This window comes from Thiocapsa sp. (genome assembly GCF_018399035.1).
Classification (GTDB): Bacteria; Pseudomonadota; Gammaproteobacteria; order Chromatiales; family Chromatiaceae; genus Thiocapsa.
This window is the reverse complement of the sequence record NZ_CP073760.1, coordinates 1,106,345-1,118,192: the sequence shown is the minus strand read 5'-3', so window position 1 is coordinate 1,118,192 and position 11,848 is coordinate 1,106,345. Positions and strand designations below refer to the sequence as shown.

13 protein-coding genes are annotated in these 11,848 nt (G+C 66.3%); 6 read left to right on the top strand and 7 right to left on the bottom strand.

The genetic code is table 11. From position 1 onward, the window contains the following. Positions 1-21: 21 nt before the first annotated feature. Genes KFB96_RS05080 through KFB96_RS05065 form a run of 4 tightly spaced genes read right to left on the bottom strand, consistent with a single transcriptional unit; the run spans position 22 to position 2,633 of the window. Positions 22-393: a NifB/NifX family molybdenum-iron cluster-binding protein gene (locus tag KFB96_RS05080; protein WP_213459532.1), complete on the bottom strand. Its 372-nt coding sequence runs from the start codon at positions 391-393 to the stop codon at positions 22-24. 49 nt (positions 394-442) lie between these two features. After that, positions 443-1,384, bottom strand: coding sequence for an ATP-binding protein (locus KFB96_RS05075; protein ID WP_213459530.1), 942 nt, complete (start codon positions 1,382-1,384; stop codon positions 443-445). Beyond that, positions 1,381-2,256, bottom strand: coding sequence for an ATP-binding protein (locus tag KFB96_RS05070; protein ID WP_213459528.1), 876 nt, complete (start codon positions 2,254-2,256; stop codon positions 1,381-1,383). The genes KFB96_RS05075 and KFB96_RS05070 overlap by 4 nt, the downstream gene beginning before the upstream one ends. Positions 2,257-2,261: 5 nt before the next feature. After that, complete coding sequence (locus KFB96_RS05065; protein WP_213459526.1) at positions 2,262-2,633, bottom strand: NifB/NifX family molybdenum-iron cluster-binding protein; 372 nt, start codon at positions 2,631-2,633, stop codon at positions 2,262-2,264. 252 nt (positions 2,634-2,885) lie between these two features. Between KFB96_RS05065 and KFB96_RS05060 the strand changes: the two genes are divergently transcribed. Next, on the top strand, positions 2,886-3,254 hold the full coding sequence (locus tag KFB96_RS05060) for a DUF134 domain-containing protein (protein ID WP_366931531.1): 369 nt from the start codon (positions 2,886-2,888) through the stop codon (positions 3,252-3,254). Positions 3,255-3,492: 238 nt separating this feature from the next. On the opposite strand, the gene KFB96_RS05055 is transcribed toward KFB96_RS05060, so the two are convergent. Next, entirely contained in the window at positions 3,493-3,852 is a 360-nt protein-coding gene (locus KFB96_RS05055; RefSeq protein WP_213459522.1) for a hypothetical protein, read from the bottom strand. 54 nt (positions 3,853-3,906) lie between these two features. After that, complete coding sequence (locus KFB96_RS05050) at positions 3,907-4,332, bottom strand: hypothetical protein (RefSeq protein ID WP_213459520.1); 426 nt, start codon at positions 4,330-4,332, stop codon at positions 3,907-3,909. 166 nt (positions 4,333-4,498) lie between these two features. On the opposite strand from KFB96_RS05050, the gene KFB96_RS05045 reads away from it, so the two are divergent. Both KFB96_RS05045 and KFB96_RS05040 read left to right on the top strand, forming a co-directional pair. After that, positions 4,499-6,418, top strand: a complete 1,920-nt coding sequence (locus KFB96_RS05045) for a transglycosylase SLT domain-containing protein (protein WP_300971316.1) — start codon at positions 4,499-4,501, stop codon at positions 6,416-6,418. A gap of 11 nt (positions 6,419-6,429) precedes the next feature. Next, positions 6,430-7,056, top strand: coding sequence for a hypothetical protein (locus KFB96_RS05040; protein WP_213459516.1), 627 nt, complete (start codon positions 6,430-6,432; stop codon positions 7,054-7,056). 179 nt (positions 7,057-7,235) lie between these two features. On the opposite strand, the gene KFB96_RS05035 is transcribed toward KFB96_RS05040, so the two are convergent. Beyond that, positions 7,236-8,021: a sulfite exporter TauE/SafE family protein gene (locus KFB96_RS05035; RefSeq protein ID WP_213459514.1), complete on the bottom strand. Its 786-nt coding sequence runs from the start codon at positions 8,019-8,021 to the stop codon at positions 7,236-7,238. A 384-nt stretch (positions 8,022-8,405) separates the two neighbouring features. Here KFB96_RS05035 and KFB96_RS05030 point away from each other — a divergent pair, with 384 nt between their 5' ends. The 3 genes from KFB96_RS05030 (at position 8,406) to KFB96_RS05020 (ending at position 11,745) form a co-directional block, all read left to right on the top strand. Continuing rightward, on the top strand, positions 8,406-9,308 hold the full coding sequence (locus KFB96_RS05030) for a complex I NDUFA9 subunit family protein (RefSeq protein WP_213459512.1): 903 nt from the start codon (positions 8,406-8,408) through the stop codon (positions 9,306-9,308). A 60-nt stretch (positions 9,309-9,368) separates the two neighbouring features. After that, the gene (locus tag KFB96_RS05025) at positions 9,369-10,145 is read left to right on the top strand and encodes a YdcF family protein (protein WP_213459510.1); all 777 of its coding nucleotides are present in this window, start codon (positions 9,369-9,371) and stop codon (positions 10,143-10,145) included. A gap of 127 nt (positions 10,146-10,272) precedes the next feature. After that, positions 10,273-11,745, top strand: coding sequence for a Do family serine endopeptidase (locus KFB96_RS05020; protein WP_213459508.1), 1,473 nt, complete (start codon positions 10,273-10,275; stop codon positions 11,743-11,745). Positions 11,746-11,848: the final 103 nt, after the last annotated feature.

The following is an 11,848-nucleotide window of genomic DNA, read 5'->3' as shown; positions in this document are numbered from 1 at the left end:
CTCGCCGTGGCGCGGACGCCCTCAGCCGTGTCCGTGCGCCACGCTTTCGGCGCAGGGCGCTGCGGCAGCGAGCGAGCCACCCAGGTAGCTCTCCAGCGACGCGCGCACCGTACCGCTCGCCCCGGTCGCAGTTCTGATGCCGGCCTGCGCAAAGAACGCGATGGCGCGCCCGCCCATCCCGCCGCTCAACATGACGTCGACCTCCTGCTGCTTGATGAAGTCCGGGATCTGCCCCGGCTGATGTGCCTCGGCGAAGGGGTTGGCGATGTCCCGCGTCGCGGTGACCGCACCGTTTTCGATGTCCACCACAATGAAGTAGGGGGCATGGCCGAAATGCTGGGCGACCTGGCTGTCGAGACCCTGGCTGGACTCGGCGGTAATGGCAATCTTCATTGTCGATCTCCTGGTTGTTCGGTGGCCGACCGGGGGCCGATCGGGGTTTTCATCCGCGTCGTTGTTGATCAACGCGGGCGTCATGAGATCCTGCAGGCGTCTCCGAAAGGGCTGCGACAACCCGTTCCCACACGGCGGACAGGGCGAGGCTGGCGGGGGCGTCCGGGCGATAGGCGGTGACGGCCTCGCCCGCGACCATGGCGCCCGGAACCGCCGGATCGAACGGGATGCGGCCGACGCCGTCGATCCCGTTCGCGCGGCAATAGGCTTCGATCTCCCGGGCGCCGACGGGATAGACATCGGCTTTGTTGATGCAGACCAGCGCCGGCACGCCGAAGTGCTGAAGGGTTTTCAGGGCGCGGCGCAGGTCGTGGATGCCGGCCACGGTCGGCTCGGTCACCAGCAGCGCGAGGTCCGCGCCCGAGACGGAGGCGATGACCGGACAGCCGATGCCGGGCGGCCCATCGATCAGGACCAGTCGGCGCTGTTCGTCAAGGGCCTGCCGTGAGGCGCGCTGCCGAACGTCAGTGACCAGCTTGCCGGAGCTCTCCTGTCCGGGATACAGATGGGCATGGTGGAGCGGTCCATAGCGGCTGTCGGAGTAGGCGTATTCGCCGACGGTCTGCTCCTGCATGGCGATACTCTCGGTGGGGCATTGATGGACGCAGGCGGCACAGCCTTCGCAGGCGACGGGGTCGATCAACCAACCGGCATCGGTCTCGACAATGGCGTCGAAGCGGCAGACCGACTCGCAGTCTCCGCACTGCGCGCATCGGTCTTCGTCGATGACCGCCACCTCCCCGCCGCGAAACGGCTCGGTGTTCACCCGCTCCGGCCGCAGCACCAGCTCCAGATTGGCCGCGTCCACGTCGGCATCGGCCAGGATGATCTGATCGGCAAAGGGACCCGGGGACGCCAGATGGGCGAAGGCCGCAGTGACGCTGGTCTTTCCCGTGCCGCCCTTGCCGCTGAGGATGACGAGCTGTTTCATTGGGGCACCTCGGTGAGGATGCGTTCGAGCAGGTTCTTGAATTGTGAGCGATACACCGCGTCGGTTTCGACCAGGGTGCGGCCGGCGGCGATCGCCTCGGCGATGCACCGATTCATCGGGATGCGCAGCAGAATCGGCAGATCACTTTCGGCGCAATAGGCATCGACGGCGTCGTCGCCGATCCCGTCGCGGTTGACCACGACGCCGGCCGGGATGCTCAGCTCGCGGGCGATGGCGGCGACCTGTTTCAGGTCGTGCAGACCGAAGGGCGTGGGTTCCGTCACGAACAGCACGAAGTCCGCCCCGCGCATCGTCTCCACCACCGGGCAGGATGCGCCGGGCGGGGCATCGCGAATCTCCAGAGCACGGCGCACGCCGGTGGCTGCCGAGGTTGCCGCCGGGGCCCGTTTCTTGAGCTCGCGCAGGATCGGCACGCCCATCGCTTGGCCGACGTTCATCAGGCCGCGTGCGAAAGCGATCCCGTCCGGCGTGATCCCGCTGTCGATCGTGCCCGTGACGAAGAGATGCTCGGTGATGGCCTGCTCCGGGCACATCCAGGTGCAGCTGCCGCAGCCGTGACACAGATCGTCGAACACCAGCGTCGTTTCGCCGACCACGGCAATCGCATTGAATCGGCAGATCTCGGCGCAGGTGCCGCAGTAGGTGCAGGTCTGCGCATCCACTCGCGGGACCTGGACCCCGACATCGAGATGGACATCCAGGCTTGGATGCAGAAACAGCTCGGCGTTTGGCGCTTCCACGTCGCAATCGAGAAAACGCACCGCGTACCCTTCGGTCGCGACCTGTGCAAGACTGGTGGCGACGGTGGTCTTGCCGGTGCCGCCCTTGCCGCTGGCAACAACGATGCGCATCCGGTTCAGTCTCCGTGGTGGCCGCCATGCGTGGCGCCATCGGCCGGGGTCAGACTTCCCGCGGTGAAGGCGTCCAGGATCTCGGCGGCGCTGCGCACCTCATTGCCCGGAGCAAGGAAACAATCGATGTGTGCCGCGGACAGGGTGCGATACGCCTTGGGGCCATACGCCCCGCTGACGACCGCCTGGGCGCCGAGCCGAGCGATGAACTGTGCGGCGAGCACGCCCGCTCCACCCGCCGCCGACAGCGCCGGATTGGCATGGAGTGTCCAGGCGCCGGTATCCGTCTCCGCCAGGCAGAAGGACTCCGCGCGCCCGAAGCGGGCGTCGAAGGGCGCGTCCGGCGTCTCGCCGGCGATCGAGATGGCGACTTTCATCGCGAGTATTCTCCTTGTTCCGGTCGGGGGTGTTTATCCGCTCGGGGAGCCCTTGGACAGGGCTGCACGGATCGCCGAGTGTCTATTGCATCGAGATGATCTTTCGAAATCAGCCTGGTAGGCCATCTTCGCCGGAGTGATCGGCATTCTCCCGCGTTCTCCCGGTGCACGACCCTGATATACGTCAATGTGAAACGAACATATGTGCGTTTTACTGAGCTTGCGAATCGGAACACTTCAGCCTGCGGAGGCATGATGCCGGGTCGAAAACGACGCGCCCGCTGTATCGGATTCGATCCGGGTTTTCTCTGTTTCAAACCCTGTGGTCGACCGGGACGGGGCTTGGAGACTGTGACGCTGCGCGCCGACGATCTGGAAGCCTTGCGTCTTGCGGACCTCGAAGGCTTGTATCAGGAGGAGTGTGCGGTGCGGATGGGCATCTCGCGGACCACCTTCTCGCGAACCCTCGCGCAGGCGCGCCGCAAGGTGACGGATGCGCTGATCAACGGTAAACGACTCGTGGTGGAGCCGACATGTGAGAGCGAGGGTGCTGCCGGCGCGAGGATCGGGCTGGTCGTTCCATCGGATCGACCGGGGGACGAAACTGGTCACGAGGTTTGAATCGGACTCGAGCCGGGGACGGCGGTTTAAAAACCAACTTAGCAACTAGGAAATTGTCCCGGCAACGCTATCGTTAAGCAACGAAGGCCGCCTGTCTCGAGCTTGGGTTCTGCGCCGCGACGCTGTGGCGGGTGGAGGAGACCGACGGCACGCTGCGGTGAATCGATCTTTGGTGTCGGTCGGCGGACGGCTGCGCCGGGTTCCTCGAGCAGTCGCGTTCACTCGTTCGCGGTGCGGGTCAATCCGCTCGCGGCGCGGCCGGCGCTTGAGCAACGGTCTCGGGGCCTTCGACCAACTGTCGGATGATGTCGCGGCATTCGGCGGCGTTGCTGATCCACTGTAATCCGGCCTCGGCCGGGACGGCGCCGCTTTTGTCGCGGATCTTCGCGATCGTGGCTACGATCAGCGCGTCGATCCGGGCGGGATCGGTCACCAGACCGGACTCTTCGGCCGTCTCGACCGCCAGGCAGGCACCGGCCTGGGATCCGATCACCAGTCCGCTCGCGGCACCCAATCCGGCACCGAAGCCTAATGCGAGGAACCCTCCGACGGCGCTTCCGATCAAGAGAAAGATCAGGGCGAGGATGAGTGTCTTCATTGACGTCTCTCTATAAAAAACTGAATGTCGGAAGCTGCGGATGACACCGGCAAGTCAACGCCCGCTCGCGCCCCATTGCCAGATGCTCTCCCCGCGCGGTAAAGAGACCTCGCCCAAGGTGTCGAAGCGTCCGGAAAGCCCTTCCATGTCGATGCTCCCCTTGAATCCGATTTCCCCTTCGATGGGGTGGACAGCCGAGAAGGAGATGCCGTCATCCCGAGTCGCCAGGTCGACGAGTTGCGGTCGCGTCGGCAGCCCATCGGAGAACTGGATCAAGGCGACGTAGGCGACCTCGTCGTCCCGAATGTGAGGCAGGATGAAGACCTCGATACCGATCAGCTCCCCTTGCTCGACCGAGGGCTCCATGTTGGAGTAGATGCCTTGGAGCTTGGGCGTGTCGGCGGCCGCGCAGAGGAGCGCAGAGCCCAAGAGTGCAATGGCCGCGCCCATGAGGGCCAGGCAAGGGTGTCGAAGGTGCATCGGCGTTATCCTATCAACCGGGCCGGCGGCGACCACGATCGGAACGGGTCAGGACTCGAAGTGTCGCCGACTCGGCGTGTGCCGGCAAGAGTATCAGGATCTTTCCATCAGGACCTTTCCAACGTCCATGTTCACCTGTCCATCGTCTGTCCGCGCCGAGTCGGCCGTGTTTCGAGGCCGAGCATCGACGGCGCTGTTCTTCGTCTTGTGCGTCCTGTTCGGTCAGCCCAGCGCATACGATCGTCCAGCGTTGACGGCTGCCGAGCGCGCGCTCGAGGCCGATGACCTCGAGACCTTCGAGCGGCTCGCCGCAGGTCTCGCCGATCATCCGCTGTCTCCCTACCTGCGCTTTGCCGTCGTGACGCGGGATCTCGGGGCGACGTCGGATGAGGAGATCGAGCGCTTCCTGAGCGATTTTCCGCAGACCCAGCTCGCCACCCGTCTGCGCCTCGCCTATCTGGCACGTCTCGCGGCGGCCGCGCGTTGGTCGGAGTATGCACGGATCTATCGGCCGGACAGCGCACCCGAGCGGCGCTGTCTCTACCTTCGCGCACTCCTCGAGACCGGGCGGCGCGACGAGGCGCTGGCCCGGGTCGAGCCGCTGTGGTTGTCGGCCGGATCGCAGCCGGACGCCTGCGACCCCGTCTTCGCCGCCTGGCGCGATGCCGGCGGCCTCACCACCGAGCGCATCCTGCAGCGCATCCGCTTGGCCATGGAGGCGGGCGAGCGCGGCGTCGCCGGCTATCTGGGCGGGCTTCTCCCGGATTCGCAGAAGCACCTCTATGCGGCGTGGCGCGCGGTCGACGCGGATCCGTCGCTGGTCCTGGATCCGGCTTCCGTCGAGGAACGCCATCCGCAACGGGCTGCGATCCTGGCCCATGGTCTGGTCGGTCTGGCACGTCGATCGCCCGAGACGGCGGCCGACGCCTTGGTCTCCTTCCAGGGCGTTTTGCGCACGGATGCCGCAGCCTCCGATCGCGCCCATGCGGCGATCGGACAGGCCTTGACGCGTGCCGGGGATCCGCGCGGGCTTGCGGTTTGGGACGGTCTGCGCGCGATCGAGGGGACGATGACCGAGCAAGAGGCTCGTCTGCGTGCCGCGGTCGCCCTGCGCGACTGGGAGCGGGTTGCGGACTGGGTGGCTCGGATGCCCGAGGGCGCCGTCAAGCGTGATCGCTGGCTCTACTGGCAAGGGCGCGCGCAGACAGCGCTCGGCCGCGACGAGTCAGCGCACGCCACCCTGACGCGAGCCGCCGAGGGGCGCAGTCTGTGGGCCTTCCTGGCGGCGGACCGGCTGGGGCTGCCCTATCGGCTCGACCATGCCGGGACACCCGCGGAGCCGCAACGCATTCGCGCCATGGCGGCCAGCCCCACCTTCGCACGCATGCGCGAGCTCAGCCGACTGGGCCGCGAGACCGATATGCGCCGCGAGTGGCGCGAGCTGATGGAGCATCTGAACGGCCCGGATCTGCTGGCTGCCGCCTATGTGGCCGACGTCATGGGCTGGCACGACCAGGCGGTCCAGGCCCTGGCGCGCTCCGGCTACTGGGACGACATGGAGCTGCGCTTCCCGGTACCGCATCGCGCCCTGGTCGAGGAGCAGGCTTGGCAGCGGGGTGTGGAGCCGGATTGGGTCTTTGCCGTGATCCGACAGGAGAGTGTGTTTGCGCGGACGCTGGCCTCCCACGCCGGAGCGATCGGCCTGATGCAGCTCCTGCCCGGGACGGCGCGGGAGGTCGCACAGACGCTGGACCTGGATCCGCCGTCGCGTTGGGATCTGCTCGTCCCCTCGGTCAACATCACGCTGGGCAGTGCCTACCTCACGCGCATGCGCGATCGTTTTGGTCACGTCGCCTTGGCCACGGCGGCCTATAATGCCGGTCCGGCGCGTGTGGCTCGCTGGCTGCCGGACGCCTGTCTCGAGGCCGATCTGTGGATCCTGTCGATCCCCTTCCTCGAGACGCGTCGCTATGTCGAGCGTGTTCTCGCCTACCGGGTCATCTACGGCGAGCGTCTGGGTCTTGCCCCGACACGCCTGTCCGATTGGCTTCCTCCCGTGCCCGGCGCGGACTTCTTCAGGTCCTGAACGAAACACTGATGTCGAACGTCGTCCGTCCTGCTCTTGCGCTCATCGCGATCTGCCTCTTGGTGTCGGTCGTGCCCCCGGTCGCCGCCGACACGCGCTCGGCCATGGCCGACGCCATGGTGCGCATGATGGAGGCGATGGGCCTCTTCGGCGCGGCCGGGGGTGCCATGTCCGGCGGCTCGCCCGGCGTGCCCGATCCAATGGGCATGTCCGGATGGCCCCCTGGGTTCGGGGCCATGCCGGGCGTTCCCGGCGCGGGCACGATGCCGTTCCCCGGCGGGTCGCAGATGGATCCGACGAGCCAGATGGGTCAGATGGGCCAAATGATGGAGCGCTTTAATCCGGGCAGCGCCATGACCGGTGCGATGCCCTGGACAGCGGGTCCGTTGGAGGGCATCTGGGAGGGCAGCGACGACGGACTCCTGATCGTGCAGGGCGGACGCTATCGCATCTACGCGCCCTTCAGCGGCTACATCGACGGGGACATTCGCATCGAGGGAGACCGTGTCGCGCTGACCAACCGGCGCGAAAACTTCAGTCAGGAGTTCGAGTATGCCCTGGACCAAGGCCGCCTGGTGCTGCGCGATCGCCAGGGCCAGATCTATCTCTATCGCCGCCTCGTTCTCGAGGGCGGCTGAACCGCGTCCGGAGCATATCCTCCGTGTCTTCGTGAATCGGCACGCCGAGGAGGCAAAAGACCTCGGTAAGACGCGGTTCAGAAAATATCGAAAAAACTTAAACCGCGTCGACTCCGACGCCGCGAGCCGAAACGATGCAAAGCCCACGCGCAAGCATTGCATGTTGCACCGGACGCGGTTTAATCGGCCAAGCGCAGGGCGATCAAGAGCAGAAACACCCCGAACAACCGCTTCAAGAGTGCAACCGGCAGCCGATGCGCCAAAGCTGCACCCAAGGGCGCGGTGGGCATACTGGCGAGCAGGATCGCCCCGACGGCCGGCCAATAGACGAAGCCCGTGCTCGCGTCGGGCAGTCCGTCGCGGCCCCAGCCGACCACCATGAAGCCGATGGCGCCGGCGAGTGCGATCGGCAGGCCGCAGGCGGCCGAGGTGCCTACGGCCGTGCGCATGTCGATCCCCCGGTTGCCGAGAAAGGGCACCGTCAGGGTACCGCCGCCGATCCCGACCAGCGCGGAGAGCGTCCCGATGCCGCCGCCGGCGGCCCACATCCCACCGGGGCCGGGCAGGGTGCGCTCGCGATGGATCTTTCGAGGGACCAGCATGCGGATGCCGACATAGGTCAGAAAGGCGGCAAAGAGACGGGTCAGCCAGAGCTCGGGGATGATCCCCGCCAGTGCGGCGCCCAGCCAAGCGCCGAGAACGATGCCGGGTGCCAGTCGTGCGACCAGATCCCAGCGCACCGCGCCGCGGCCTTGGTGCGCATAGGTCGAGGCGGCACCTGTTCCGACGATGGCGGCGAGCGAGCTGCCGACAGCAAGATGCGGGATCCACTCCGACACCATGCCGATCTGCGCGAACAGCAGGATCAGCGCCGGCACGACGATCACGCCGCCCCCGACCCCGAAGAGACCTGCCAGTATCCCGGACGCGGCGCCGATGAGAAGATAGGCCAGGAGCTCAAGCACTGGATTCGGTCCTGAACGATCGAAGGCCCGGACAGCCGAAGGGCGGCCGCCTCAGCACCGATCCGTTCTAAAATCTCTCACGGAGACACGGAGCCTGCGCAAGAAAGATCTCGTTATTGTATGTCGCGCGCGACCTGTGCCAATCTCGCCCGGTCGTGTTTCCCGAGCGTCCTCGGCCATCGGGCTTGTTTTGGTCGCGGCGGAGTCAATCCAAAATCCATAAGAACGATGAATGGCACTGTTCCAGTTTCCTAAACCGCGTTTCGCCAAGGCCGCACGTCGCCGCGCGGCCGGCCGCTCCTCGGATCGACAAAAAAACATACCGGGGCGCGGTTTAGCCCGACCACGGGCGCCGAGCCGCCCCAGACGAGTCAAGACGACATCATGAGACATCCGTGCATTTGTGTCATTGGGGGGACCGGCTTCGTCGGTCGACATCTCTTGAATCGACTCTCGGGCGCGGGGTATCGCACCCGTGTGCCGACGCGCCATCCTCATCGCCACCGACACCTTCGGCTCGTTCCGGGCTGCGAGGTTGTGCAGGTCGAGCACTGGGACGAGACCGGTTTATGCAACGCGATGGCCGGTTGCGATGCCGTGGTGAATCTTGTCGGCATCCTCAACGAGACGGGCGGGCGTACCTTCGAGCAGACCCATGTCGGGATGGTCGAGTCGACGACACGCGCGGCGCTCGCCGCCGGTGTCGGCGCTTACCTGCACATGAGTGCTTTGAATGCGGACCCGGCAGGTCCCAGCGAGTATCTGCGCAGCAAGGGCAGGGGCGAGGCGGTGGCCTTGGCCGCGGCCGAGCAGGGATTGGCGGTGACGCTGTTTCGTCCGTCCGTCATCTTCGGGCCGGGCGACGGACTCTTCAATCGCTTCGCCTCGCTGCTGCAGGTGCTGCCGGGACCCTTCCCGCTGGCCTGTGCCGACGCGCGATTCGCGCCGGTCTATGTCGGCGATGTCGCGAGCGCCATGCTGCGCACACTCGAGGACCCGGCAAGCCGAGGACAGATCTATGCGCTGTGCGGACCGCGCACCTTCGCCCTGCGCGATATCCTGACCTATACGGGCAGCTGCATCGGGCGCAAGGTCCGGGTGATCGCGCTGAGCGATCGTCTCGCGCAGTTTCAGGCGCGCATCTTCGAGAAGCTTCCGGGCAAACCCTTCAGTACGGACAATTATCTGTCCCTTCAGATCGACAGCCTTTGTGGCGAGGACGGACTCGCTCGCCTCGGCATCCCGGCGACCGATGTGGACGCCGTCGTTCCCGGCTATCTGGGTTAGCCACCCGAGCACGGATCCGGATCGGCCGTAGGATCCGCGCGATCCGAGCCATCGATCCCAATGCTTTACCTCGATAAGCTGCTCAGTCAACTGGCCTATCCGCTCGGGCTCTCGATTGCCCTGGCGGTGCTGGCGCTCGCGCTTCTGATGGCGGGCTGGCGTCGATCCGGACTCCTGGCCTTGACGGTCGGGATCCTTTGGCTCGGTTTCTGGTCGATACCCATCGTCTCGGACGGGTTGCGCCTGTCACTGGAAGGTCGGTTCGCGCGTGAGCCGGTCGGCGCCTTGCCCGCGGCGGATGCCGTGGTCGTCCTCGGCGGCGGTATCCGCGGAGGCCCGCTCGATTGGCCGGATCCGGATCTCGGACGGGCCTCGGACCGGGTTTGGCATGCGGCGCGGATCCATCATGCGGGGAAGGCGCGGCGCGTCATCGTCTCGGGCGGCGCCATGCCGTGGGCGGGCGAGCGTCTCAGCGAGGCCGATGCGATGCTGCGTTTCCTGGCCGATCTGGGCGTGCCGCGGGATGCGATCCTGCTGGAGGGGCGCAGCCGAAACACCCGCGAGAACGCGCTCTATACCGCCGAAATCCTGAGCGCGAAGGGCATCGATCGCGTCCTGCTGGTGACCTCGGCGTTGCACATGCCGCGTGCCTTGGCGACCTTTCGCGCGGTCGGGATCGATGCGGTGCCGGCGCCGACCGATTTCGAGGTGATGCCCGAGCCGGCTCATCTCATCCGCTGGCTCCCGGACGCGGAAGCCTTGTCCGACAGCACGCGCGCCCTGAAGGAGTATGTCGGATGGTGGGTCTACCGATGGCGCGGCTGGGCCGAGTCCTGAGCTCGCAGGCCATCGCGCGTTGAAGCGCGACCGATCCACCGTCGCTGGATCCGTGGCGAGCGATGCCGCGGCAAGTGCGCTCGACCGGGCGAATTCGATTGACCAGGTCAATCCATTGGAGGCAACGATGAAAAGGCATGTTTTGATTGCGGCTGTGCTTGCGGCTGCGGTGCTCTCCGCTCCCGCGCAGGCGTTGGACGGCGGTGTCGAGAGTCTGCGCGAGACCGGCAAGGCGTTCGCCTCGGTCGGGCGAGCGGTGTCCCCGTCCGTGGTCTTTATCCGCGTCGAGGGCCAGCGCGCGACGACCGCACAAGCCCCGCTCTCGACACCCTTCGGCGATGCACTTCCCTTCGGCGACGAGTTCTTAAAACGCTTCTTCGGCGAGGGCTTTCCGGGAATCCCGCGTGGCCAAGCGCCCCAAGCACCGCGCAGCGAGCGACGCGCGATGGGACAGGGTTCAGGCTTCGTGTTCGCCGCGCAGACGGGTCTGCTCGCCGACAAGACCTACATCATGACCAACAATCACGTCGTCGAGGACGCCGAGCGCATCCGCGTCACCTTTCAGGACGGGCGTGAATTCGATGCCGAGGTGACCGGGCGCGACCCTCAGTCCGACGTGGCCGTCATCGAGATCAAGACCGGCGGCCTGCCGGCACTCGCGATGGCCGACTCGGCGAAGCTCGAGGTCGGCGAGTGGGTGGTCGCGATCGGCAATCCCTTCGGGCTGAGTCACACCCTGACGGTCGGCGTGGTCAGTGCCACCGGACGCACCAGTCTGGGCATCAACGACTACGAGGACTTCATCCAGACCGACGCCGCCATCAACCCGGGCAATTCCGGCGGGCCGCTCGTGAATCTCGACGGCGCCGTCGTGGGCATGAACACCGCCATCTTCAGTCGCAGCGGCGGCTATATGGGCGTGGGTTTTGCCATCCCGATCAATCTCGCCAACGCCATTGCCAACCAATTGATCGAGCAGGGCGAGGTGACGCGCGGATTCCTCGGCATCGTGATCCAGCCGCTGACCGCGGACCTGGCCGAATCCTTCGGGATGCAGCAGGGCGAGGGGATTCTGATCGCCCAAGTCACGGAAGACAGTCCCGCCGGGAAGGCCGGCCTGCGCCAGGGCGACGTCATCGTGGCCTATCGCGGAGAGCCCGTAACCGATGTCGGCAACTTCCGAAACCGCGTCGCACTGACCCCGCCCGGGAGCAGCCAGGAGCTCACCATCGTGCGCGAGGGTCAGCGCCAAACCCTCGGTGTCACCATCGGGACGCTGAATGCCGATGCGCTTGCATCCTCCTCCCCGACCCAAACCAGCGCGGAGCTGGGGCTCACCCTCCAGACCCTGACGCCGCAGCTTGCCGAGCAGTTCGGCGGTCAGCCCGGCGAGGGTGTTCTGGTCACCGAGGTGAAAGCCGGATCCATCGCCGCTGCGGCCGGCATCGAGCCGGGCACCTTGATCCTGCAGGTCAACCGCGCCTGGGTGAAGAGCGTCGCGGACTTTCAGCAAGCCGTGACGGCGGGTCGCGAGAGCGGTCGCGTCCTGCTGCTGGTCCGCAAAGACGATATGCAGCGCTTCGTGGTGTTGAGCTGGTAGCCGCACACGGCGGGAAGGGATTTCCGCCCGGCCTTCCGAGTCGGTCGTGCCGCGAGGATTGGACCTCATCCCGATTCTGCCTTAGATTGCGGTTTTCCCCGGC

Bases quoted from the DNA above. Each gene is read 5' to 3' on its own strand.
- KFB96_RS05060 (WP_366931531.1), top strand. From the start codon at position 2,886: ATGATGCCGGGTCGAAAACGACGCGCCCGCTGTATCGGATTCGATCCG.
- KFB96_RS05080 (WP_213459532.1), bottom strand. From the start codon at position 393: ATGAAGATTGCCATTACCGCCGAGTCCAGCCAGGGTCTCGACAGCCAG.
- KFB96_RS05050 (WP_213459520.1), bottom strand. From the start codon at position 4,332: ATGCACCTTCGACACCCTTGCCTGGCCCTCATGGGCGCGGCCATTGCA.
- KFB96_RS05065 (WP_213459526.1), bottom strand. From the start codon at position 2,633: ATGAAAGTCGCCATCTCGATCGCCGGCGAGACGCCGGACGCGCCCTTC.
- KFB96_RS05075 (WP_213459530.1), bottom strand. From the start codon at position 1,384: ATGAAACAGCTCGTCATCCTCAGCGGCAAGGGCGGCACGGGAAAGACC.
- KFB96_RS05030 (WP_213459512.1), top strand. From the start codon at position 8,406: ATGAGACATCCGTGCATTTGTGTCATTGGGGGGACCGGCTTCGTCGGT.
- KFB96_RS05025 (WP_213459510.1), top strand. From the start codon at position 9,369: ATGCTTTACCTCGATAAGCTGCTCAGTCAACTGGCCTATCCGCTCGGG.
- KFB96_RS05040 (WP_213459516.1), top strand. From the start codon at position 6,430: ATGTCGAACGTCGTCCGTCCTGCTCTTGCGCTCATCGCGATCTGCCTC.
- KFB96_RS05070 (WP_213459528.1), bottom strand. From the start codon at position 2,256: ATGCGCATCGTTGTTGCCAGCGGCAAGGGCGGCACCGGCAAGACCACC.
- KFB96_RS05055 (WP_213459522.1), bottom strand. From the start codon at position 3,852: ATGAAGACACTCATCCTCGCCCTGATCTTTCTCTTGATCGGAAGCGCC.
- KFB96_RS05020 (WP_213459508.1), top strand. From the start codon at position 10,273: ATGAAAAGGCATGTTTTGATTGCGGCTGTGCTTGCGGCTGCGGTGCTC.